This is a genomic window from Nocardia sp. NPDC050175, assembly GCF_044459885.1.
In the GTDB taxonomy this organism is placed as follows: Bacteria; Actinomycetota; Actinomycetes; order Mycobacteriales; family Mycobacteriaceae; genus Nocardia.
Genome location: NZ_JBITJI010000005.1, coordinates 253,295 through 275,666, shown reverse-complemented (window position 1 = coordinate 275,666; position 22,372 = coordinate 253,295). Strand labels below are relative to the sequence as shown.

At 67.8% G+C, this 22,372-nt stretch carries 19 protein-coding genes; 14 read left to right on the top strand and 5 right to left on the bottom strand.

Annotation, left to right across the window (positions count from 1 at the left end; all coding sequences use genetic code 11):
* Positions 1 to 38 precede the first annotated feature (38 nt).
* The 7 genes from ACIBK2_RS19050 (at position 39) to ACIBK2_RS19020 (ending at position 4,562) form a co-directional block, all read left to right on the top strand.
* Positions 39 to 746 carry a response regulator gene (locus ACIBK2_RS19050; RefSeq protein ID WP_150405534.1) on the top strand — a complete coding sequence of 236 codons (708 nt, stop codon included), beginning with the start codon at positions 39 to 41 and terminating at the stop codon, positions 744 to 746.
* 165 nt (positions 747 to 911) lie between these two features.
* The gene (locus ACIBK2_RS19045; protein ID WP_396968847.1) at positions 912 to 1,358 is read left to right on the top strand and encodes an OsmC family protein; all 447 of its coding nucleotides are present in this window, start codon (positions 912 to 914) and stop codon (positions 1,356 to 1,358) included.
* The gene (locus tag ACIBK2_RS19040; RefSeq protein WP_396968846.1) at positions 1,358 to 1,645 is read left to right on the top strand and encodes an acylphosphatase; all 288 of its coding nucleotides are present in this window, start codon (positions 1,358 to 1,360) and stop codon (positions 1,643 to 1,645) included. The genes ACIBK2_RS19045 and ACIBK2_RS19040 overlap by 1 nt, the downstream gene beginning before the upstream one ends.
* A gap of 31 nt (positions 1,646 to 1,676) precedes the next feature.
* Positions 1,677 to 2,468: a hypothetical protein gene (locus ACIBK2_RS19035; RefSeq protein ID WP_396968845.1), complete on the top strand. Its 792-nt coding sequence runs from the start codon at positions 1,677 to 1,679 to the stop codon at positions 2,466 to 2,468.
* Complete coding sequence (locus tag ACIBK2_RS19030; RefSeq protein WP_396968844.1) at positions 2,468 to 3,649, top strand: glutathionylspermidine synthase family protein; 1,182 nt, start codon at positions 2,468 to 2,470, stop codon at positions 3,647 to 3,649. Before ACIBK2_RS19035 ends, ACIBK2_RS19030 begins: the two co-directional genes overlap by 1 nt.
* Positions 3,649 to 4,104: a DUF350 domain-containing protein gene (locus ACIBK2_RS19025; protein WP_396968843.1), complete on the top strand. Its 456-nt coding sequence runs from the start codon at positions 3,649 to 3,651 to the stop codon at positions 4,102 to 4,104. Before ACIBK2_RS19030 ends, ACIBK2_RS19025 begins: the two co-directional genes overlap by 1 nt.
* Before the next feature lie 137 nt (positions 4,105 to 4,241).
* The gene (locus tag ACIBK2_RS19020) at positions 4,242 to 4,562 is read left to right on the top strand and encodes a helix-turn-helix domain-containing protein (protein WP_396968842.1); all 321 of its coding nucleotides are present in this window, start codon (positions 4,242 to 4,244) and stop codon (positions 4,560 to 4,562) included.
* An 18-nt stretch (positions 4,563 to 4,580) separates the two neighbouring features.
* On the opposite strand, the gene ACIBK2_RS19015 is transcribed toward ACIBK2_RS19020, so the two are convergent.
* Together ACIBK2_RS19015 and ACIBK2_RS19010 are read right to left on the bottom strand one after the other, a co-directional pair.
* Positions 4,581 to 5,201 (bottom strand): MBL fold metallo-hydrolase, encoded by a 621-nt coding sequence (locus tag ACIBK2_RS19015; RefSeq protein ID WP_396968841.1) that lies wholly within the window; start codon positions 5,199 to 5,201, stop codon positions 4,581 to 4,583.
* Positions 5,198 to 6,283, bottom strand: a complete 1,086-nt coding sequence (locus ACIBK2_RS19010) for an S-(hydroxymethyl)mycothiol dehydrogenase (RefSeq protein WP_396968840.1) — start codon at positions 6,281 to 6,283, stop codon at positions 5,198 to 5,200. Before ACIBK2_RS19010 ends, ACIBK2_RS19015 begins: the two co-directional genes overlap by 4 nt.
* A gap of 196 nt (positions 6,284 to 6,479) precedes the next feature.
* Here ACIBK2_RS19010 and ACIBK2_RS19005 point away from each other — a divergent pair, with 196 nt between their 5' ends.
* Positions 6,480 to 6,905 (top strand): DUF1707 domain-containing protein, encoded by a 426-nt coding sequence (locus tag ACIBK2_RS19005; RefSeq protein ID WP_396968839.1) that lies wholly within the window; start codon positions 6,480 to 6,482, stop codon positions 6,903 to 6,905.
* An 11-nt stretch (positions 6,906 to 6,916) separates the two neighbouring features.
* On the opposite strand, the gene ACIBK2_RS19000 is transcribed toward ACIBK2_RS19005, so the two are convergent.
* Complete coding sequence (locus ACIBK2_RS19000; RefSeq protein ID WP_396968838.1) at positions 6,917 to 8,953, bottom strand: hypothetical protein; 2,037 nt, start codon at positions 8,951 to 8,953, stop codon at positions 6,917 to 6,919.
* A 555-nt stretch (positions 8,954 to 9,508) separates the two neighbouring features.
* Between ACIBK2_RS19000 and smc the strand changes: the two genes are divergently transcribed.
* Positions 9,509 to 13,135, top strand: coding sequence for a chromosome segregation protein SMC (gene smc / locus ACIBK2_RS18995; RefSeq protein ID WP_396968837.1), 3,627 nt, complete (start codon positions 9,509 to 9,511; stop codon positions 13,133 to 13,135).
* Positions 13,136 to 13,252: 117 nt separating this feature from the next.
* Here the strand turns inward: smc and ACIBK2_RS18990 are convergent, their stop codons facing one another.
* A complete protein-coding gene (locus ACIBK2_RS18990) occupies positions 13,253 to 14,170 on the bottom strand; it encodes an NmrA family NAD(P)-binding protein (RefSeq protein WP_396968836.1) in 918 nt (305 codons plus the stop codon).
* Positions 14,171 to 14,275: 105 nt separating this feature from the next.
* On the opposite strand from ACIBK2_RS18990, the gene ACIBK2_RS18985 reads away from it, so the two are divergent.
* On the top strand, positions 14,276 to 15,046 hold the full coding sequence (locus ACIBK2_RS18985; RefSeq protein ID WP_396968835.1) for a TetR/AcrR family transcriptional regulator: 771 nt from the start codon (positions 14,276 to 14,278) through the stop codon (positions 15,044 to 15,046).
* A gap of 245 nt (positions 15,047 to 15,291) precedes the next feature.
* Here the strand turns inward: ACIBK2_RS18985 and ACIBK2_RS18980 are convergent, their stop codons facing one another.
* Entirely contained in the window at positions 15,292 to 15,681 is a 390-nt protein-coding gene (locus ACIBK2_RS18980) for a DUF2237 family protein (protein WP_040737431.1), read from the bottom strand.
* Positions 15,682 to 15,800: 119 nt separating this feature from the next.
* On the opposite strand from ACIBK2_RS18980, the gene ftsY reads away from it, so the two are divergent.
* The 4 genes from ftsY to ACIBK2_RS18960 all read left to right on the top strand — a co-directional run bounded on the left by ftsY (position 15,801) and on the right by ACIBK2_RS18960 (position 22,290).
* The gene (gene ftsY, locus ACIBK2_RS18975; protein ID WP_396968834.1) at positions 15,801 to 17,540 is read left to right on the top strand and encodes a signal recognition particle-docking protein FtsY; all 1,740 of its coding nucleotides are present in this window, start codon (positions 15,801 to 15,803) and stop codon (positions 17,538 to 17,540) included.
* Between the two features lie 480 nt (positions 17,541 to 18,020).
* Entirely contained in the window at positions 18,021 to 19,400 is a 1,380-nt protein-coding gene (locus ACIBK2_RS18970; protein ID WP_396968833.1) for an ammonium transporter, read from the top strand.
* A 5-nt stretch (positions 19,401 to 19,405) separates the two neighbouring features.
* Positions 19,406 to 19,744 carry a P-II family nitrogen regulator gene (locus tag ACIBK2_RS18965; RefSeq protein WP_040737447.1) on the top strand — a complete coding sequence of 113 codons (339 nt, stop codon included), beginning with the start codon at positions 19,406 to 19,408 and terminating at the stop codon, positions 19,742 to 19,744.
* Between the two features lie 65 nt (positions 19,745 to 19,809).
* A complete protein-coding gene (locus tag ACIBK2_RS18960; protein WP_396968832.1) occupies positions 19,810 to 22,290 on the top strand; it encodes a [protein-PII] uridylyltransferase in 2,481 nt (826 codons plus the stop codon).
* Positions 22,291 to 22,372: the final 82 nt, after the last annotated feature.

Genomic DNA, 22,372 nt, shown 5'->3' with positions numbered 1-22,372 from the left:
TGGGAGCACCGCAGCCCCGGACCACACAGGAAGCCGTGATGACCGACAAGAAACAGGATGCCCCGGCGATCAAGGTGCTGGTGGTCGACGACGAACCGCAGATCGTGCGCGCGCTGCGGATCAACCTGTCCGTCCGCGGCTACGAGGTGATCACCGCGGGGACCGGCGGTGCCGCGCTGCGTGCGGCCGCCGACAAGCACCCCGACGTAGTGATCCTCGATCTCGGGCTGCCCGATATCGACGGCATCGAGGTGCTCGCCGGGTTGCGCGGCTGGACCTCGGCGCCGGTGATCGTGCTCTCCGCGCGCACCGATTCGGCGGACAAGGTCGAGGCGCTGGACGCCGGCGCCGACGACTACGTCACCAAGCCGTTCGGCATGGACGAGCTGCTGGCCAGGCTGCGCGCCGCGGTCCGGCGCGGCGCCGCCGACACCGACTCCTCCGATCCGGTGGTGGTGACCTCGTCGTTCACCGTCGACCTCGCCGCCAAGAAGGTGACCAAGAACGACGAGACAGTGCATCTCACGCCGACCGAGTGGGGCATGCTCGAGATGCTGGTGCGCAACAAGGGCAAACTGGTTGGGCGCAAGGAGCTGCTGCGCGAGGTATGGGGGCCGTCATATGCGACCGAAACCCATTACCTGCGCGTGTATTTGGCGCAGTTGCGGCGCAAACTCGAGGACGATCCGTCGCACCCCAAGCACCTGCTGACCGAGGCGGGGATGGGTTACCGATTCCAGGAGTGAGCTCGGAGATAAGACAGGACAACTGATATCGCAAGGAGATGGGTAACTCGTCGGGGACGGGCTGACTCGACCTGTCTCCTGCCGCCGGTCGCCAACGAAACTCGAGTGGCACACGAGTCTGGCCTGAAGACTCGGAGAGGCGGGGGAGCTGGCAGGATCGAGCGCATGGCTGAACAGACACCCGCGACTGCGGCAACACAACCGACCGAACTATGGGTCGAGCGCACCGGGACGCGGGCGTACACCGGGCGCAGTTCGCGCGGCGGCGAGGTATTGATCGCTTCACAGGGCGTGCCGGGCGCTTTCACCCCCGGTGAATTGCTGAAGATCGCGCTGGCCGGTTGCTCGGGGCTGAGCGCGGACTTCTCGCTCGCGCGCAAGCTGGGCGACTCCTTCGACGCGACCATCCGGGTGTCCGGTGACGCGGATCGGGAGAACGAGCTGTACCCGCAGTTGGACGAGACGTTCGAGCTGGACCTCAGCGAATTGGACCAGGAGGCGAGGGAGCGGTTGCTGGTTACCGTGCAGCGCGCCATCGACAAGGCGTGCACAGTGGGCCGGACTTTGCAGGCGGGGACGAAGGTGACTTTGTCCTTCGATGTCGAAGCCTGATGGGCGAAGCCGCTGAGCTATGTCGGCTGAGCGCGTGGGTGCACGGCCGCGTCCAGGGTGTGGGATTCCGCTGGTGGACGCGGTCGCGTGCGTTGGAGCTCGGGTTGACCGGGCACGCGACCAATGCGCGGGACGGGCGGGTGCACGTTGTCGCGGAAGGGCCGCGAGACGACTGCGAGCGGTTGCTCGAACTGCTACGTTCCGGTGATACTCCTGGTCGGGTGACCTTGGTTGTGGAAAGCTGGGAGCCCGCGCGGGGTGATTTGACCGGATTCGAGGAGCGGTAGTGGTGGGCCGGGATAGGACGAGGACTCGACAGTGAGCACGCACAATCCCGGCGACGAGCGTCCGGGGAACGAGCCGAACGAACCCGCCGCCGCGGCGGAGCAACCGTCGAGCACGTCCGGGGCGCACGAGGCGACCACGCCAGGGCCGAGTGGTACTCCAGGGCCGAGTGATACGGCCGCCTTCGGCACCGGCACTCCGAATCCTGTCGAACCGGGCTCGACGCCGATTCCCGGACCGTCGAACGCTGCTCCGGAATCGTCTGTACCGCAACAAGTCCCACCGCGCCGCGGCAGCGTCCAGCGGCAGGAGCCCGGCATCACCCAGCCGCGCCCGCCGACGGTGGCCGAGGCGCGAGCCAGGGACAAGGCGCGCAAGCGAGCCGAGGAAGCACAGCAGGCCGCCGTCGCGGCGGGTGCGGCCAAGAAGCGCACGCGCAAGCGGGTGATGATCGGCGGGGTCGCGATCGTCGGCGTCGCGGCGCTGGTCGGTGGCGGATACCTCGCCTATCGGGCGTTCACCGCGCCCGACAAGGTCACCGCGTCGTGCGTGAAGACCGAGAACGGTCAGGACATCGTCGTCGACGACCGCTATTGCGGCGACGGGCGTCAGGGCTTCGTCAGTGACGGCGGCATCGGACCCGGCCTGATCCTCCTCGGCGGTGGCCCGCAGTACCGCTACTACTACGGCGGCACGCCGACCATCGGCAAACCGCCGACCGGTGGCACCACCGTGAAACCCAAGAGCGCGGAGATAAAGACCAAGAGCGGCACCACAGTTCAGCGCGGCGGACTGGGTAGCAAGAGCACCGGCGGAGGTTCGTAGTGCGGCGAGTGCGCAGTACGCCGCGGCCGGATTGGCAGCAGATCACCGAGAGCCAGGGCCTCGTCTACGGCGTGCCCGGCCGCGATGCCAGCGGTCGGCCACGGCCGTACTGGGACGAGTCGGTGTACTACGAGTTCGAGATGGACGAAATCCTCGCGCTGGAAGCCGATGTCGAGCTGCTGCACTCGATGTGCCTGGACGCCGTCGAGCACGTCGTGCTGACCGAGCGGTTCAAGGATTTCGGTCTGCCCGAATGGAGTTGGGGGCCGATCGCCGAATCCTGGCGGCGCAATGACCCTTACGTGTATGGACGGTTCGACCTGCGCTACGACGCGCGGCGTCCGGCGAAACTGCTGGAGTACAACGCCGATACGCCGACGTCGCTGCTGGAGGCGGCGATTGTGCAGTGGCACTGGCTGACCGCGCTGTACCCGGGCGGTGATCAATGGAATTCGTTGCACGAGAAGCTCGTCGAGCGCTGGACCGAGCTGCGTGACATCCTGCCGACCGCGCAGCTGCACTTCAGCTGGTCGGGGGCCGACGCCACCGGTGAGGACAACGTCACCACCGCCTACATGCAGGAGACCGCGGCCGAGGCCGGGTTCGACACCATCGCGTTGCCGATCGAAGAGGTCGGATTCGACACGGAGCTGGCGCGTTTCGTCGATCTGGCCGAGGCGCCGATCGAGGCGATCTTCAAGCTCTATCCGTGGGAATGGGCCTTGGACGACGACTTCGGCAAGCGGGTGGTGGGTAGCCTGCCGCAGACCATGTGGATCGAACCGTTGTGGAAGACGTTGCTCAGCAACAAGGCGATCCTCGCGATCCTGTGGGAGATGTACCCCGGGCATCCGAATCTGTTGCCCGCCTACCTCGATCAGCCCAACGAGCTCACCGAATACATCCGCAAGCCGAAGCTCGGCCGCGAGGGCGCCAACATGACCATCGTCGGCGCGGGCCTGGAAACCGCCACCGGCGGCGTCTACGGCGAAGAGGGCTACGTCTACCAATTGCTCGATCCGCTACCGGAATTCGACGACATGCGGCCCGTGCTCGGCGCCTGGATCGTCGGCGACACCGCCGCGGGCCTCGGCATCCGCGAGACCGCCGGACTGATCACCGACGACGGCTCCGCCTTCGTCCCACACCGCATCGCCCAATCCGCCTCGGAAGGATCATGATGACCACAGTCGCCCTCGAATCGGGGTACTGGAGCTCGCTCGGCGAGGGCGTGGGAGCGATCATCCTCTACGCCCTGATCGGCCTGGTACTGATGCTCGTCGGCTTCTACGCCATCGACCTGACCACCCCCGGCAAGCTGCGCGCACTGGTCGTCCAGGGCAAGCCCAACGCCATCATCGTCGCCGCCGCCGGCATGATCAGCATGGCCTTCATCGTCGTGCTCGCCATCCTCGCGGTGGGCACCGGCGGCAAACTCTCCGAAGGCCTCATCGCCGCCCTCATCTTCGGCCTGGTCGGCATCATCGCCCAGGTAGTCTCGGTCCGCGTCATCGAAAAGGCCCTCGGCATCGACATCGGCGCCACCCTGCACGCCGACACCTACACCACCGAAGTCCTGGTAGTAGCCGCCGCCCACTTCGCCCTCGGCCTAGTAGTAGCCTTCGCCATCCTCTGACCGCTAACCCCCGGCGGTACCCCGTCGCTGCTGTTCAGCCCCACTTGTCGGACCAACGCCCTAACCTGCAACCGCATTCGCTCGATCAATCCTTGTTAAGGAAATCCTTGAATCGCGGACGTTGGGGAGGTGCACCGATGACTACCCACCGTCGCTGGCGCGACACCGGACATCTCGAACGCGCAATCGACGCCGCGGGCGGGCCGGAGGCCTTCGAAGAGGGCGTCGATCGTCTGAAAGACCGGGCCCGTGGCTGGCGGCTTGCCGAACTCCGCAAACATCGTGGCCTGAGCCAGAAACAGGTTGCGGAACACATGGGCGTGTCCGTGGCGCGGGTGTCGCAGATCGAACAGGGCGAGGTGTCCACCCGAGAGGTGTTGGACCGGTACGTATCCGCCCTCGGCGGCGTGCTGAAGCTCGTCGCCGACTTCGGCGACGAGCAACTGCGGGTGGGCTGACCGCGCGTAGCGCCTCCGTTAGTGGCCGCGGGCGATCCAGTCTGCGAGGGAAGGCTTTTCGGTGCCGATGGTGGTGGCGTCGCCGTGGCCGGTGTGCACTGTTGTTTCGTCGGGGAGGGTGAGTAGGCGGTCGCGGATGGAGGCGATGATGGTGTCGAAGTCGGAGTAGGAGCGGCCGGTGGCGCCGGGGCCGCCGGAGAACAGGGTGTCGCCGGTGAAGAGGGCGGCTGCTTCGGGAAGGTGCAGGGAGACCGAGCCGGGGGAGTGGCCGGGCGTGTGCAGGATGTCGATGTCGGTGTCGGACACGGTGATTCGAGGGGTGTCGGCCAGGGAGCGGTAGTCGACGTCGGGGTGGGTCATTCGCCAGAGGGGTTCGTCGGCGGGGTGCAGCAGGATGGGGGCGTCGAGGCGGGTGCTCAATTCCGGTGCGACGGTGACGTGGTCGTTGTGACCATGGGTGCACAGGATGGCGACGACGTTGCGGTTGCCGACGGCGTCGGCGATCACGTCCGCGTTGTGCGCGGCATCGATGACGAGGACGTCGTGGTCATCGCCGATGAGCCAGACGTTGTTGTCGACGTCCCAGGTGCCGCCGTCGAGGGAAAAGGTGCCGGAGGTGATGACGCGGTCGATCCTCACAGGACCACCACCGAGCGCAGCACATCGCCCGCGTGCATCGCGGTGAACGCAGCCTCCACCTGGTCGAGCGAAATGCGTTCGGTGACAAAGTGTTCCAGCGGCAGACGACCCTGCAGATGCAGGTCGATCAGCGTGGGGAAGTCGCGTTCGGGCAGGCAGTCGCCGTACCAGGAGGACTTCAGCGCGCCGCCGCGGGAGAACAGGTCGATCAGCGGCATCTCGATGGTCATGTCCGGCGTGGGGACGCCGACCAGGACCACGGTGCCCGCCAGGTCGCGGGCGTAGAACGCCTGCTTCCAGGTTTCCGGCCGGCCGACCGCCTCGATCACGACGTCGGCGCCGAAGCCGTCGGTGTACTCCTGGATCTTCTCGACCACGTCCTCACTGGTCGCGTCGATGGTGTGGGTCGCGCCGAAGTCGGTGGCCCAGGCCAGCTTTCGGGCGTCCCGATCGACCGCGATGATGGTCTTCGCGCCGGCCAGTCGCGCGCCGGCGATGGCCGCGTCGCCGACCCCACCGCAGCCGAGCACCGCGACGGTGTCGCCACGGGACACGTTGCCGGTGTTCATCGCCGCGCCGATACCCGCCATCACGCCGCAGCCGAGCAGCCCGGCCACCGCGGGATCGGCCGCGGGATCGACCTTGGTGCACTGCCCTTCGTGCACCAGCGTCTTGTCGACGAAGGCGCCGATGCCGAGCGCCGGGCTCAGTTCGGTGCCATCGGTGAGCGTCATCTTCTTGCTCGCGTTGTTGCTCGCGAAGCAGTACCAGGGCCGACCGCGCTTACAGGCCCGGCATTCACCGCACACGGCCCGCCAGTTCAGGATGACGAAATCGCCGACCGCGACGTGGGTGACGGCAGCGCCGACGGTCTCCACGATCCCGGCGGCCTCGTGCCCGAGCAGGAACGGATACTCGTCGTTGATGCCGCCCTCGCGGTAGTGCAGATCGGTGTGGCAGACGCCGCAGGCCTGCACCCGCACGACCACGTCGTTGGCGCCGGGATCGGGGATCACCACGTCGACGATCTCGACCGGCGCGCCCTTGCTACGGGCGATGACACCGCGCACGGTTTCCGACACCTATGCCTCCTAGGAGTTTTCGTCGACGCGAACCCTGACCGCCCGCGCGCTGAGCATCGTCCATACTGCCGCGCCCGGGGTGGTGACACCAGCGCCGGGTCCGGTCGGGCGGCAAAGGGTTGACATTCCACATTGGAGGGTGCATTGTTCTGAATATTCCACTATGTAGGGTGGAACCGTCGACAAGGAACCTCAGATGGAAATCTCGACTGGTACCCGCGCCTCGAACGCCGAACGCGAGAAGGTGGTGCGTCTGCTCGCCAGGCACCTGGACGATGGGCGGATCGACCTCACCGAGTACGACCAGCGCACCGCACAGGTGTACGCGACCACCACCACGGACGAACTGCAGCTGGTGTTGTCGGATCTGCCCAAGTTGCCGAAAGAGTCTGCCGGAAAGGTGGATTCGCGGTCCCGGATTCCGATCTGGCAGAAGATCGAGGGCTCGAGCTGGCTCGGTGTGAGTGTGCTCGTCCTGTTTATCTGGGGCGCGATTTCGTTGAGCGTCGGCGAATTCACCTATCCGTGGCCGATCTGGGTGATCGGGCCGTGGGGTGCCGTGCTCGTGTTCCGGATGCTGACCGGGTTCGAGTCCGGTCGGTGCGCACGTCGCATCAGCTGACGCGACTCGGCCTAAGGCCAAGGTGGCGTAGCACTCTGCGATGTCGCGTGGCGGCCCGAGCCCGCTGAATTCGGTGGCGGGCTCGACCGGCGGCGGCGCGCGGGCGGTTCGTCGGGCTGGTCGGTCCATGGCCGGGTGTAATCGTCGCGCGGCTGTTCCGGTGGCGCCTGCCGCTGGCGTGGCATGGATCGCTCGGGCCAGGACGGTTCGGGGTTCGGCGCGGGTCGTTGCCGGGGCGGTGAAAGTTGCTCGTATCGGCCCGATTCCGCGTAATCGTGCGGCACGGCCGAACTGCCTCTGCGCTGTAGCGGCAAATCCGGTTCGCCGCGGTGTGAATCATAGTGGGGCTGTGCGGTTTCCCTGCGGTATGCCCGTGACGGTTGCTCCGGTGCAGGCGAGGGTTGCTCCAGTTGCGACTGGATGGCATCGAGCCGTCGGCGCCGCGCCCAGGCATCGGCCGGGTCCTCGTAAGGAGACTGCGCGGGTGCGTCGTCGTCGCGGGACCAGTCGTTTGCCGGTTGCGCGGGCTGTGACCGCCTGCGCCGCTCGAGTGGGGGCCGTGCGTTGTCGTCCCGGACCGGCCAATGCGGTGCGGGGTCCTCGTAGTGGGGTGCGGGCTCGTCCCCCCATCGGGGCGAGTCCTCGTACGGTGTGGGGCCGAAATCTTCACGAGAGCGCGCGGGCACGGCGGAAGGCCACTGCGCGCGTGCCGGCTCGGGCTGAGGGGCGGCGTCCTCGTACGGTGACCGGGCGGGTTCGAATTCCGCACGCGGCAAGCGCACGGGTGCGGCGGAACGCCACTGCGCGTGTGCCGCTTCCGGTTCCTCGAACGATGAGCGGACTGGTTCGGCCTCCTCGTACTGGACCCTGGAGGGCGCGAGGGGATCTCGCCATGCGCGTGCTGGTTCTGGAGCGTCGTATGGGGACTGCGCCGGTTCGGCGTCTTCGTACTGGGATCTGGAGGGCGCGAGGGGATCTCGCCGTGCGCGTGCTGGTTCTTGGGGGTCGTATGGGGACTGCGCCGGTTCGGCGTCTTCGTACTGGGATCTGGAGGGCGCGAGGGGATCTCGCCGGGCGCGAGCCGGTTCCGATTTGTCGTACGGCGACCGCGCAGGTTCGACGTCCTCGTATCGGGACCTGCCGGATGTGATCGGATCTCGCCGCGAGCGTGCGGGTGTGGCCGGAATGGGTGCCGACTCTTCGTCGAGTGGTGCGGCATTCCGCGGCTCGCGACGGGAGCGCTTGGACGGCAGCTCGTTTCGGTGTGCCCGTGCCGAAACGGGTTCCGTACGCCGAGGTGTCGGGCGGGGGAGGCCCGGCTGCTGGATCGGGAGTTCGCGGGTTTCCTGGGTCGCGCTCACGCCCTTCTCGCGGTAGGTCGCCGGGATGTCGTGGGTGCGCAGCCAAGCACCAGGGTCGTGCCTGCCATGTCGATTCAGTTGCGGGACAACCTCTTCGAGCAGTTCGAGGATCTCACCTTCGTCATCACCGAGGGCGGTACGGATGTCGGGGAAGGTTTCGGGGTGGAAGACCCACATCCATTCGTAGGGCGGATAGGTGCCACCCAGATCGTGGCCGTGGAAGACGAGGTCGCCGGACCTGGCGATCTTCGCGCGCATCGACCAACCCTCGGACTCGACCAGGAACTCCCGCGTCCCGGACCGGTCGGCGAGCGGTTCGCTGTCATCGGCCCGGAGTATGCCGGGAATCCATCGGCTCTTGCTCGTGCGGCCATGCGTTGCGCCACGGACTTCCGCACGACCTTTGGCGTGGCCGCTGCGAATCCCCGCACTGTCCTTACGGCTTTCGACCCGCTCCGCCTCGAGCTCGTCATCCTGCTCGCGATAGTCGGTCAACTTGATCTCGAACCACGCCGCACCGAGCCCGGCTGCCAACAACGCACCGGAGATGGCGACCTCGACCCACTTGTCCGCCAGCACGGCACTCTTGCTGTTCTCGCACGCGTACAGAAACAACAGACTGCCGAGCACGAGCGCCGCGATTCGGGCAAGCCGGAACGCCGTACTGGTCCCGGCTGGGGCTGGCATCCTGTGGCGCTCCAAACATTCCCGCTGGCGAATCAGACTGGATCGTATGCGGCGAGGTCGCCGGGCGTCAGGGCGTGCGGCGAGTCCGTCGGTCTGTTGGTGTAAAGGTTCCGCTGACGTCTCTAGTTCGTTACCTGCGGGCATCGGCGCGGCCTATGCTGGCGCGCTATCGTCCTGCATGTGGTGGGCGCGTCGGTCGCCGCGCCGGATCCGGTGCGGTAGACAGTAGGACGACGCGTCCGGCAAACCTCGGGCACATCGAAATACGCGATATCGCGGGATGACTCGATAACCTACGTGTATCGCCGAAGCACCATACGGTCACCCGCGCCGTCCCGCGTCGGGGGTATTCGACACTCGACGGATACCATGGCTGGTCGCCCGCGTCTGCTGACCAGGCAGAACACGGCGGCATGCGCGACGGGCAGCGTGCCGAACCGGACGAAGGCCGCCAACCGAACACGGCGACGTGAGCGTTCGGCCCGGAGGAGGCAGCTTGCGTAACCACGGAGGGGCGGCGAAGGTCGCCGATGCAACACGGAAAGGTCGTCGAACTTGCATCTCAAGAGCCTGACGTTGAAGGGCTTCAAGTCCTTCGCGTCTGCGACGACGCTGCGGTTGGAACCCGGTATCACCTGTGTGGTCGGTCCGAACGGATCCGGCAAGTCCAATGTGGTCGACGCGTTGACCTGGGTGATGGGCGAGCAGGGCGCGAAGGCGCTGCGCGGCGGCAAGATGCAGGACGTGATCTTCGCGGGCACCGCGGGCAGGGCCGCGCTCGGCCGCGCCGAGGTCACCCTCACCATCGACAACTCCGACGGCGCGCTGCCGATCGACTACGCCGAGGTGTCCATCACCCGGCGGATGTTCCGCGACGGCGCGGGCGAATACGAGATCAACGGCAGCTCCTGCCGGCTGATGGATGTGCAGGAACTGCTCAGCGACTCCGGCATCGGCCGTGAGATGCACGTCATCGTCGGGCAGGGCCAGCTCTCGGCCATTCTGGAATCGCGCCCGGAGGATCGGCGCGCGTTCATCGAAGAGGCCGCGGGCGTGCTCAAGCACCGCAAGCGCAAAGAGAAGGCGGTCCGCAAGCTGGACGCCATGCAGGCCAACCTGGCCCGCCTCACCGACCTCACCACCGAACTGCGCCGCCAGCTCAAACCGCTAGGCAGGCAGGCCGAGGTGGCCCGCCGCGCGCAGACCGTGCAGGCCGACCTGCGCGACGCGCGCATGCGCCTGGCCGCCGACGACCTGGTGACCCGCCGCGGCGAACTGGAGAGCCAGCAGAGCAAGGAAGCCTACGCGCGCGAGCAGCACATCAACGTACAGAGCGAACTCGACGCCGCCAATGCCGCACTGGCGCAGCAGGAATTCCAGCTGTCCAGGCTGACGCCGAGCGCCGAGGCCGCCGCGCAGATCTGGTTCCAGCTCTCCGCGCTGGCGGAGCGGGTCAACGCGACCATCCGGATCGCGCAGGATCGCGCCCGTCATCTCGATACCGAAACTCCGGTCGGCAGCGGGCGTGACCCGGAACAGCTGGAGGCCGAGGCCGAGCGGGTGGAGGCCGAGGAGGCCGAGCTGCGCGAGGCGGTCGAGATCGCGACCGAGACCCTCGAAGCGGCCAGGGACGCGCTGGGCGAACGCGAGCAAGCCGCCAAGGCCGCCGAGCAGGCGCACCTCGCCGCGGTGCGCGCGATCGCGGACCGTCGCGAAGGCGTGGCAAGACTGGTCGGCAAGGTCGACACGTTGCGCACCAGGGCACAGTCTTTCGATGGCGAGATCGCCCGGCTGACCACGTCGATCGCCGACGCGCGGCAGCGCGGCGAGGCCGCGCAGGCCGAATTCGACACGGTGCAGACCGAACTCAGCGAGCTGGACGCCGGCGAGGCGGGCCTGGACGCGCAGCACGAGCACGCGACGCAGGCGCTCGCGCTGGCCGATCAGCGGGTGACCGAACTGCGCGAACAGGACCGCGAGGCCAGCAAGCGGGTCGCGTCGCTGTCGGCGCGGATCGAGGCGCTCGGCATGGGCCTCGCCCGCCGCGACGGTGCCGCCTGGCTGGTCGAGCATCGATCGCAGGGTCTGCTCGGACCGCTGTCCGGACTGTTGCGGGTGCACGGCGGGTTCGAAGCCGCGGTCGCTGCCGCGCTCGGTCCGCTCGCGGACGCCGTCGCGGCGGACACCGGTGAGTCGGCGCACGACGCCATTCGCGCGTTGAAAGACGCCGATGGCGGCCGCGTCGCATTGGTATTCGGTGCCGAGGGCGGCAGCCGTCCACAGCTCGGCCCGCTGCCCGGTGCCGCGCGCTGGCTCGCCGATGTGGTCGAGTGCCCGGACAGCGTGCGCGGCGCGATCACAGCGCTGACCGCCGGTATCGCCGTCGCCGACGACTTGGCTACCGCCCGGTCGGTGGTAGCAGCCCGCCCGGACCTGCGGGTGGTCACCCGCGAGGGCGATCTCACCGGAACCGGTTGGCTCCTCGGCGGATCCGACCGCGCGCCGAGCCAGCTGGAGATCCAGGCCGACATCGATGGCGCGAAGACCGACCTCGTCGCGGCGCAGCGCCGGGCCGAGGAACTCGAGGCGGCACTGTCCGGCGCGCTCGCCGAACAGGCCGACCGCAAGGACGCCGTCGACCAGGCGCTGCTCGCGCTGCACGAATCCGATCAGTCGCTGGTCGCCATCTACGACCGGCTCGGCAGGCTCGGCCACTCGGCCCGCACCGCGCAGGCCGACAGCGAGCGACTGCTCGCCCAGCGCACGGAAGCCGAAGCGAGCCGGGAGGAATCGCTCACCTCGCTGGCCGAGATCGAGGACCGGCTGCGCAATGCCGAACTCGAACAGTCCGAAATCGACTCCGACGGCACCTCCGCGGGCACCGAGACCGCGGGCCGCGAACGCGAAGAGGCCGCCGCCGCGCTGGCCGAGGCCCGCTCGATGGAGGTGGAGGCGCGACTGTCGGTGCGCACCGCCGAGGAACGCGCGGAATCGGTTCGTGGCAAGGCGGATTCGCTGCGCCGGGCCGCGCGCGCCGAACGCGAGACCCGCGCCCGCGCCGAACGCGCCCAGGCCTCACGCAAAAAGGCCGCCGAAGTCGCTGCGGCAGTTGCCGAATCCGGCGCCCGCGTCGCCGCGGAGCTGGAAAAGGTTGTCGCCGAGGCGGGTACCCGGCGCGACGACCTGGTTCGCCGGCGCGGCGAAGCGGCCGCCCAGGTCGAGCAGGTCAAGGAGCGGGTGCGCGTGCTGTCCACCCAGCTGGCCCAGCTCACCGACGCGGTGCACCGCGACGAAGTGGCGAAAGCCCAAGCGGCACTGCGTATCGAACAGCTGGAGACGACCATCTCCGAGCAGTTCGGCATCGCCCTCAACGACCTGATCGCCGAGTACGGCCCGGACGTGCCGCTGCCGCCGACCGACCTGGAATGGCAGGAGTACGAGCAGGCCAAGGAGCGCGGCGAACAGGTCACCGCGCCCGCGCCGATGCCGTATGACCGGCCGACCCAGGAACGCCGCGCCAAACGCGCCGAGAAGGACCTCACCACCCTCGGCAAGGTGAATCCCCTTGCGCTGGAGGAGTTCGCGGCGCTCGAGGAGCGCTACAACTTCCTGGCCACCCAGCTCGAAGACGTCAAGAGCGCGCGCAAGGACCTCCTGGAAGTGGTCGCCGAGGTGGACGCCCGGATCCTGCAGGTGTTCACCGAGGCGTGGGAGGACGTCGAGCGTGAGTTCGTCGGCGTGTTCGCCAAGCTGTTCCCCGGCGGCGAGGGCAGGCTGATCCTCACCGACCCGTCCGACATGCTCACCACCGGCATCGAGGTGGAGGCACGGCCGCCGGGCAAGAAGGTCAAGCGGCTGTCGCTGCTGTCCGGTGGCGAGAAGTCGCTCACCGCAGTGGCCTTGCTGGTGGCCATCTTCCGCGCTCGCCCGTCCCCGTTCTACGTGATGGACGAGGTCGAGGCCGCGCTCGACGACACCAACCTGCGCCGCCTGATCGGCCTGTTCGAGCAGCTGCGCGAGAAGAGCCAGCTGATCGTCATCACCCACCAGAAGCCGACCATGGAGATCGCCGACGCCCTCTACGGCGTGAGCATGCGCGGCGACGGCATCACCCAGGTCATCTCCCAGCGCCTCCGCGGCCAGAACGTGGCCCCGGCCCCGGTAGGTGCCGCCGCCAGCTGAGCCGCACACCTGCTGACCTGCCGCACCGGGTGAGCTCTGCCGCACCATCTTTGATCTCCCGCGCCGAGAATCGCATGCGAAATTCGGTGCGGGAAGCCGGAACACGTGCGGCTGGCGTCAGCGTGCTGCGCTGGCTCGTTCGCTGTCCAGCAACGACTTGATCTGGGCGGCACCGGTTTCGGTGAGCCAGGTGTCGAAGGTGCGCAGGCCGGGGTGGATTTCGCGGATGGCGGCGATGTCGGCGCGCCAGCCGCCGGTCGCGCGCATCAGGCGCCAGGTGTGCGCGATCGAGTCGCCGAGTTCGGCGGCGGCGGCCTCGTCGAGTTCCTGGTAGCGGACTGGGTGGCCGGTGGCTTTGGTGATCGCTTCGGCTGCGGTACGTGGCGTGAGTGCGTCGCCTGCGAGTTCCAGGGTCTTGCCGTGCAGGCGGTCCGGGTCGGCGAAGGCCAGGGCGGCGATGTCGGCGATGTCGGCCAGGGCAATGACTTTCATCGGCCGATCGGCGGGGAACAGGTGCCGGTGGACGCCGTCGATAATGCCATCGACCGGGAAACCACGCATGAGGTAGTTCTCCATGAAGCGGACCGGGCGCAGCAGCGTGTAGCGGGTGCCGCTGGCGGCGATAGCTGCCTCGATGCGGCTCTTGCCGCTGGCACCCCAGGTGTTGTCGCCGTTGAACGAGGCGATGCCGGTGAAGACGATCTGTTCGACGCCGGCTCGCCGGGCGGCGTCGACGAGTGTCTCGCCGCGTTGCGCTTCGAGTTCCACATCCCAGCCCTGCGGGCCGTGGGCGGCTGGTGGTACCGCGAAAAGTGCTGTGGCACCGGAGAGTGCGGCGGGCAGAGTCTCGGGAGCGTCGAAGTCGCCGACGGCTAGTTCCGCGCCTGCTGCGGCCAGCGCTCGCGCGGCGGGTGCGTGTGGATCGCGGACCAGCGCCCGGACCGCCCTGCCGTCCGCGAGCAGCCTGCGGGCGGTCGCGCCGCCCTGCTTGCCGGTGGCTCCGGTGACCAGGACGAGGTTGTGCTGAGGGGACATTCTTGCCTTCTCTGTCGATAGAATCGGGTCGGGCAACCCGTATTTCGGACCATACGGGTGCCGTGACCCGGTTGACCAGGTCAGGCAAGGGAAGGACGTAACGAAATGACCGCTTCAGTCGACGCCGCACCGAGTACCGCGGCGCGTGCCGACGCTCGACGTAACCGCGCACTGGTGCTTGCCGCCGCGCAGCGGGCGTTCGCCGAATACGGACCCTCGGTGTCGCTGGCCGAGGTGGCCCGCCGGGCCGGGGTCGGCGCTGGCACGGTGTATCGGCACTTCCCGACGAAATTCGATCTGCTGGAAGCGGTTATGCAGCAGCGCGTCGACCGCCTGGCCAAGCTGGCCGCCGACCACCTCGACGCGCCGGATCCCGGTACCGCCTTCTTCGACTTCTGTACCGAGGTAGTGGCGTCGACACCAGGCAACGAGGCGCTCTGTGAGCTGATGCAATCCGATGACGGCTGGCCACGCGCCCTGCTGATGAGCGCGGGTGCGCGTTTCCATAAAGCGCTGGGTGGGCTACTGCTGGCCGCACAGCGTCAGGGCACGGTGCGCACCGATATCGAAGTGTCCGATGTGCTGGCCATCTTCACCGGATGTGTTGCCATCCAACGTCTTCAGCAGTCCAAAGGCCGGATCGATCGCACTGCCGCGATCGTCCTCGACGCTATGCGCGCTGCACCGGGCGTGACGAATCGTGGCACTGAACCCAACGTGCGTAACGAATCATCGGATCGTAACGAATCCAGTGACCGCCACTGCCCCGTGTGCGACACGACGGTTCGGCACACCGGAACCGGCCGCCGCCCTCGCTACTGCTCGGCCGCTTGCCGCCAGAAGGCACACCGACAACGCGTCGCCGCCCGAGCCTGAGTCGTCGGCAACCACCGCACTCTGGGGATCTGCGCCACTTACGGGCACCCACGGTGGGTGCGGATACCGTGAGCGGGCGCAGATTCGCGCCGATCAACGCAGCGGCAGCGTGATTTGAATCGCATTGGGCGGGGACGACATCGGATGGCACAAAAGTGACGTAGGTCAGAACCGGACGGAATCGGTGGACAGGGCCGGTCGGCAGCCGGGGCACGGGCCACGGGCTGCCGCCGGGAATGGGCGATTTACAGCAGGTCGCTGACGTCGTTGGGCACGTCGACGGCGTATTTGCGGAGGATGTCCATCGAGATCACTTCCAGGGCGTTTTCGTGCGTTGCGGCCAGCACTACGGGTGCGGCGACACCGTCCTCATGCGCATGCAGCCATCGCACGGCCACCACACACCACCGGTCTCCTGGTTGTAGGCCCGGGAAGTTGTTCTCCGGGCGCGGCGTACTCAGATCGTTGCCGATGGACGCCTGGTGCTCCAGGAATTCGGCCGTGACGACGGTGCACACGGTGTGGCTACCGAGATCCTCCGGCCCGGTGCTGCAGCAGCCGTCCCGGTAGAAGCCGGTGAGAGGATCGGTGCCGCACTCTTCCAGCGGCCCCCCAAGCACGTTTCGATCGGTCACGTCGCCGATCCTATTGCCACCTCGCGAGAAGTTCCGCAGGACAAGAAATCTCGGGGGTTGTGTCTCGGCCCCGGGGCGGCGTGGTAAAGCAGGTCGCTGCGTTCTGCAAGGATGGGCGCGTGAGTTCCGAAGCCTGGATCCTGATCGCCGTCGTCGCCGCCTTGCTGCTGGTGGTGCTTGTTGTCGGATTTGTCCGGTACAAGCGCTCTCGGGTATCGCTGACGCCGCCGCCCGTCGACAAAGAACTGACCGACAAGTCCGGTGGATACTCGGCGTCGGGTGGGTTCAGCTTCAGCCAGGGCGGCACCGCAACCAAGGAGCCGCAGCCAGTCGAGCGGACCGACACCGATGGCCAGCCGCACGTCGGCGACGACGCGGCCATCCCGCGCGACGCGCCGAAGCGGGGGATCACGAATGTCGCGCTGCCGGAGACCGATGTCGTCGCGGCGCCGGAATCCGAATCCGGCGCGGCCGCGCCCAAGGGAACAGACGCGACCCAGTCCGTACAGACGAACCCGACTCCGGGCACTGCCGAATCGGGCACCGCGTCGTCGCAATCCGGCACGGCGTCGGCCGAATCCGGTACTGCGCCCGCCGAGTCGGGCACCGCGTCTACCGACACGGGCACCACGGCGACTGAATCCGGCACGGCGTCGGCCGGATCCGGTACTGCGCCCGCAGATTCGGGTACTGCGCCCGCAGATTCGGGCACTGCGTCTGCTGAATCGGGCACTGCGTCTGCGAAATCGGACACGGCTCCGGCCGAGACGGGTACCGCCCGGACCGAGACGGGCGCTGCTCCGACTGCGACGGCCCCAACCACAACGGGTGCGTCACCGACCGGAGCTTCCCTGAGCGGAACGGATGCGGCTCCGACCGCAACCGCCGCCCCCGACACCGCCGCAGGCGCCGAAGCCCCCATCCCCCTCGAAGACATCGATCCCACCGCAGGCCGCCTGGTCCGCCTGCGCGGTCGCCTGTCCCGCTCGCAGAACGCGGTCGGCAAGAGCCTGCTCGGCCTGCTCGGCGGCGGCGATCTCGACGACGACTCGTGGGAAGAGGTCGAGGACACCCTCGTCCTCGCCGACCTCGGCACCGCGAGCACCGCCGCCGTGGTCGAGCGGCTGCGCGCCGAGATGGCCGCCCGCAGCGTCCGCACCCCCGAAGCGGCCCGCGCGGTCCTGCGCGACGTGCTGATCGAGGCGCTGCGCCCCGAGCTCGACCGCTCGATCCGCGCCCTGCCGCACGCCGACCACCCGTCGATCCTGCTCGTCGTCGGCGTCAACGGCACCGGAAAGACCACCACCACCGGCAAACTCGCCCGCGTGCTCGTCGCCGACGGCCGCCGCGTGCTGCTCGGCGCGGCCGACACCTTCCGCGCCGCCGCCGCCGACCAGCTGCAGACCTGGGGTGAGCGGGTCGGTGCCGACACCATCCGAGGCAAGGAATCCGCCGATCCGGCCGCCGTCGCCTTCGACGCGGTGACCGCCGGTATCGAGCGTGGCGTCGACGTGGTGATGATCGATACCGCAGGCCGTCTGCACACCAAGACCGGCCTGATGGACGAGCTGGGCAAGGTCAAGCGCGTAGTAGAGAAGAAAGCCGCCGTCGACGAGGTGCTGCTGGTGCTCGACGCCACGGTCGGCCAGAACGGCCTGATGCAGGCGCGCGTTTTCGCCGAGGTGGTCGACATCACCGGCGTGGTGCTCACCAAGCTCGACGGAACGGCCAAGGGCGGCATCGTCTTCCAGGTCCAACACGAGCTCGGCGTCCCGGTGAAGCTGGTCGGCCTCGGCGAAGGCGCCGACGACCTGGCCCCCTTCGAACCCGGCGCCTTCGTAGACGCACTCCTCGGCTAGCCCCTCAATTCAGTCCCGACCGAAGGCGCCCTTCACGCTGTCAGACAGCGTCAAGGGCGCCTTCGATCGGTTCACCCCCCAGCGGTACATCCGGAATGAAGGTGGCCTTCGATCGGTCTTGGCGACTGAAGGGCGCCTTCGGTCGGCGATTCCGTATTCGATGGGATGAATTGTGGGACCGGCTCGAGCGTGTCCCGGAATTCGGCTCGGCATCCGTTGTGTTTGCGGTAAATCGCATCGAATACGGAATGTTTGCTAGCTCTACTCGCCGGTAACCGCATATCCCTTTTGTCTGAAGCTAGCCGCCGATCCGCCCGGAAACTCGGGGCGTAAACCACGAAACGTGGAAGCAACACAACTGGCCCATCCGTTCACGCAGGTGAAACACGCCAGCTCTGTGGATGAAACACCAAGTGACCACCCTTCTGTGCAGGTCCATTTGCCGGAGTCGGCAGGGCCCGAGATGAGGAGGACTTCAAGGTGGCTTTTCCCCTTACCGGTGCACCGGACACTGGTGACACCGCATGGATGCTGGCGAGTTCAGCGCTTGTGTTGTTGATGACGCCCGGTCTGGCATTTTTCTACGGCGGCATGGTCCGTTCGAAGAACGTGCTGAACATGATCATGATGAGCGTCAGTGCCATGGGTTTGGTCGGCGTCCTATGGTCGCTGTACGGATACTCGGAGGCATTCGGCAACAACAAGTTCGGCGTGATCGGTGACCCCGCGCAGTTCTTCGGCCTGAAGGGTTTGATCGGCGGCAACTCGGTTGCCGAGGTCAAGGACGCCAGCGGCGCGGTCACCACCGCGGCGGTGAACATTCCCCTCGCGGGCACTATCCCGATGAGCGTTTTCGTCGCCTTCCAGCTGATGTTCGCCATCATCACGGTTGCTCTCATCTCGGGTGCGGTCGCCGACCGCCTGAAGTTCGGCTCCTGGCTGCTCTTCGCGGGTATCTGGGCCACGGTCGTCTACTTCCCGGTCGCGCACTGGGTCTTCGACTTCGACGTGAAGGACGCGGACGGCACCGTCGTGCACGAGGGCGGTTGGATCGCGAACAAGCTGCAGGCGGTCGACTTCGCCGGTGGCACCGCGGTGCACATCAACGCCGGTGCGGCCGGTCTCGCGCTGGTGCTGGTCCTCGGCAAGCGCAAGGGCTGGCCGACCACCGCGTTCCGCCCGCACAACCTGCCCTTCGTCATGCTCGGCGCCGGTCTGCTGTGGTTCGGCTGGTTCGGTTTCAACGCGGGTTCCGCGGTGACCTCGGGCGGCCTGGCCGGTTCGACCTTCATCACCACCACCTTCGCGACCTGTGCGGGCATGCTCGGCTGGCTGCTGGTGGAGAAGTTCCGTGACGGCAAGCCGACCTCGCTCGGCGCGGCCTCGGGTGTGGTGGCGGGTCTGGTTGCCATCACCCCGTCCTGTTCCTCGGTGAACGTGCTCGGCGCGCTGATCATCGGCGTGGTGGCCGGCGTGCTGTGTGCCCTCGCGGTGGGCCTGAAGTTCAAGTTCGGCTTCGACGACTCGCTCGACGTGGTCGGCGTGCACCTGGTCGGCGGCATCGTCGGCACCCTGATGGTCGGCCTGGTCGCCGCGCCGGAGGCGGGCGCCGGTAAGACCGGCCTGTTCTATGGCGGCGGCATCGACCAGCTGTGGCGCCAGGCGGTGGGTGCCGGTGCGGTACTTGCCTTCTCCTTCATCGCCAGCCTGATCATTGCCTATATCGTGAAGTTCACCATTGGGCTGCGAGTCAGCGACGAAGCCGAGGCGGTGGGCTTGGATGAGTCCGAGCACGCGGAAACCGCCTACGATTTCGCCGCGCTGGGCAGCACGGCACGTTCGGCCGTCAAGGAGGCATGACGAACATGAAACTGATCACCGCAATCGTCAAACCGTTCACACTCGAGGACGTCAAGACCGGGCTCGAGCAGGCGGGCGTGCTCGGCATGACTGTCAGCGAGGTGCAGGGTTACGGCCGCCAGAAGGGGCACACCGAGGTCTACCGAGGTGCCGAGTACTCCGTGGATTTCGTGCCCAAGGTCCGGGTCGAGGTGGTCGTCGACGACGCGTCCGTGGACAAGGTCGTCGAGGTGATCGTCGAGGCTTCCCGCACCGGCAAGATCGGTGACGGCAAGGTCTGGGTGACTCCGGTCGACACGATCATCCGGGTGCGGACCGGCGAACGCGGTACCGACGCTCTGTAACGAATATCGATCGAGCGGCGGCCCCGCCTCCCACCGGAGCACCGGTCGGGGCGGGGCCGCCTTGCATGGATGGGTGGTGGGTTGTGGGTAACAGCGAGCACGGCGCCGGAGAAAGCAACGGCGGCAAGGTATCCAATGGAGCGGCCGATCTGGTCCGCGCGCGAAACCAATTGCTCGACGGCGGTATGCCGCGCAACCCACGACTCGATGCCGAGTCCTTACGACAAGCCTTGGTCGACCTCTATGAACTGTGGCTCACCAGCAAAGGCACCGAGCTCGGCATCACCAAGGAAAGCGGCCTCGCCGTGGTCGCTGTCGGCGGGCTCGGCCGCAGGGAGATGCTGCCGTACTCCGACCTGGACCTGGTGCTGCTGCACGACGACGTCGACCCCGCCAGGGTCGCCGAGGTGGCCGACCAGCTCTGGTATCCGTTGTGGGACGCCCACATCAAGCTCGACCACAGCGTGCGGACCGTCCCGCAGGCGCTACGGGTGGCCGCCGACGATCTCATCGCCGCGCTCGGCATGCTCGAGGCCAGGCACATCGTCGGCGATCACGACCTGAGCAATCTGCTGATCGGCGGCGTGCGCCGGGAGTGGCGGACCGGAATCCGTTCTCGCTTCGACGAATTGATCGCCCAGGCCGAGGCGCGGTGGCAGCGCAGCGGCGAGATCGCGCATCGCGCCGAACCCGATCTGAAGAACGGGCGCGGCGGCCTGCGCGATATCCAGCTGCTCGACGCCCTCGCCATCGCCCAATTGACCGATGCCATGCCGGGACTCGGTCCGGAAGTACCAGGAGGTGGCCTGAAACAGGCACATCGCCGTTTGCTGGATGTTCGCACTGAGTTGCACCGGGTGGCCGGTCGAGCCCGTGACCAGCTACGAGCCCAGGATGCCGACGAGATCGGGGCGGCGCTGCGTATCGGCGACCGGTTCGATCTCGCCCGCACCCTGAGCGATTCCGCGCGGACGGTGAGCTATTCGGTGGATGTCGGATTGCGTACCGCGGCAAACGCTTTGCCGCGGCGCGGGCTGGCCCGCCTCCGTCGCATGCCGGTGCGCCGACCACTCGATGAGGGGGTGGTCGAGCACGCGGGGGAGGTGGTGCTGGCCAGGGACGCGCGGCCGCAGCGCGACCCCGGCCTCATCCTGCGGGTGGCGGCCGCATCGGCGCAGACCGGGCTGCCGATGTCGGCCACCACCCTCAACCGGCTCTCCGAAGACGCGCCCGAGCTACGCGAACCGTGGCCCAAGGACGCGCTCAACGATCTACTCGTGCTGCTCGGCGCGGGCCGCGGCGCCATCGATGCGATCGAGGCGCTCGATCGAACGGGCTTGTGGGGCAGGCTACTTCCGGAATGGGGTGCTGTCCGCGACCTGCCTCCCCGCGACGCTCTGCACACCTGGACCGTCGATCGGCACCTGATGGAGACGGTGTCCTACGCCAGCGCGATGAGCACCCGGGTCGCGCGGCCGGACCTGCTCGCCTTGGGCGCGCTGCTGCACGACATCGGCAAGGGTCGCGCGGGCGACCACAGTGTTGTCGGTGCCGAACTGGCCACCCACATCGGCCGTCGCCTCGGCCTGTGGCCGTCCGACGTGCGCACTCTCAGTGCCGTTGTGCGCCACCACCTGCTGCTTCCGGACACCGCGACCCGTCGCGACCTGGCCGACCCCGCCACCGTCCAGCACGTCGTCGACACGCTCGGCGGCGATCCGGAACTCCTCGAACTGCTGCACACCCTGGCCGAAGCGGATTCGCTGGCCACCGGTCCCGGTGTGTGGGGCGACTGGAAGGCCTCGCTGATCGGCGATCTGGTCCGCCGTTGCCGCCTGGTCATGGCGGGCGGCGAGCTGCCGACGCCCGAGCCGATCGCGCCGGAACTGGTCGCCAAGGCCAAGGCGGGCGGGGTGCACGTCGAATTGAAGCCGGGGGAGGGCAAGTACACCTACTCCGTCACCGTGATCGCGCCGGACAGCGCGGGCCTGCTCTCCGACGCCGCCGGGGTGCTCGCACTGCACTCGCTGCGGGTGCTCTCGGCCTCGCTCGGCGTCGAAGGTGATTCCGCCATCGACACTTTCGTGGTGTCACCGAAGTTCGGTGACCCGCCGGATGCCGGACTGTTGCGCCAGGAACTGATTCGCGCCATCGCCGGTGACCTGGACGTTCCCGCCGTACTCGCGAAACGCGAACGCGAGGCGGGCGGCATCGGGCCGAGCCAGTACGCGCAGGCGCAGCCGCGGGTGCTCTGGTCCGGCACCTCGGTGCCCGGGCAGGTGCTGCTGGAACTGCGCGCCGAGGACCGGATCGGTCTGTTGAGCAGACTCGCCGCCGCGTTGGAGGACTGCGGGGGCGACGTCCGCTGGGCGAAGGTGGTCACCATGGGCTCCGCAGTAGTCGATACCTTCTGTCTCGACCTCGGTTCCGCGGACAGTCCGGACCGCAGGGCGGACATCGAAAAGGCGATCCTGGCCGTCGTCCCGCGACCGGCCCCGAAGAAGCCTGCGGACGGCATGCCCGGCCCGGAGATCATCGGGTCCTGACCTTCGCTACCAAGTAACCAATCTGTTGCACATGATTTGCTGGAACCCATATCTCGAGGCTCCCTCACGTTCTACTATCAGA

What these genes read in the sequence shown, in the direction of transcription:
- ACIBK2_RS19050 (WP_150405534.1), top strand. Translation starts at nt 39, where the DNA reads ATGACCGACAAGAAACAGGATGCCCCGGCGATCAAGGTGCTGGTGGTC.
- ACIBK2_RS19045 (WP_396968847.1), top strand. Translation starts at nt 912, where the DNA reads ATGGCTGAACAGACACCCGCGACTGCGGCAACACAACCGACCGAACTA.
- ACIBK2_RS19040 (WP_396968846.1), top strand. Translation starts at nt 1,358, where the DNA reads ATGGGCGAAGCCGCTGAGCTATGTCGGCTGAGCGCGTGGGTGCACGGC.
- ACIBK2_RS19025 (WP_396968843.1), top strand. Translation starts at nt 3,649, where the DNA reads ATGACCACAGTCGCCCTCGAATCGGGGTACTGGAGCTCGCTCGGCGAG.
- ACIBK2_RS19020 (WP_396968842.1), top strand. Translation starts at nt 4,242, where the DNA reads ATGACTACCCACCGTCGCTGGCGCGACACCGGACATCTCGAACGCGCA.
- ACIBK2_RS19005 (WP_396968839.1), top strand. Translation starts at nt 6,480, where the DNA reads ATGGAAATCTCGACTGGTACCCGCGCCTCGAACGCCGAACGCGAGAAG.
- ACIBK2_RS19000 (WP_396968838.1), bottom strand. Translation starts at nt 8,953, where the DNA reads ATGCCAGCCCCAGCCGGGACCAGTACGGCGTTCCGGCTTGCCCGAATC.
- ACIBK2_RS18990 (WP_396968836.1), bottom strand. Translation starts at nt 14,170, where the DNA reads ATGTCCCCTCAGCACAACCTCGTCCTGGTCACCGGAGCCACCGGCAAG.
- ACIBK2_RS18985 (WP_396968835.1), top strand. Translation starts at nt 14,276, where the DNA reads ATGACCGCTTCAGTCGACGCCGCACCGAGTACCGCGGCGCGTGCCGAC.
- ACIBK2_RS18965 (WP_040737447.1), top strand. Translation starts at nt 19,406, where the DNA reads ATGAAACTGATCACCGCAATCGTCAAACCGTTCACACTCGAGGACGTC.
- ACIBK2_RS18960 (WP_396968832.1), top strand. Translation starts at nt 19,810, where the DNA reads ATGGATGGGTGGTGGGTTGTGGGTAACAGCGAGCACGGCGCCGGAGAA.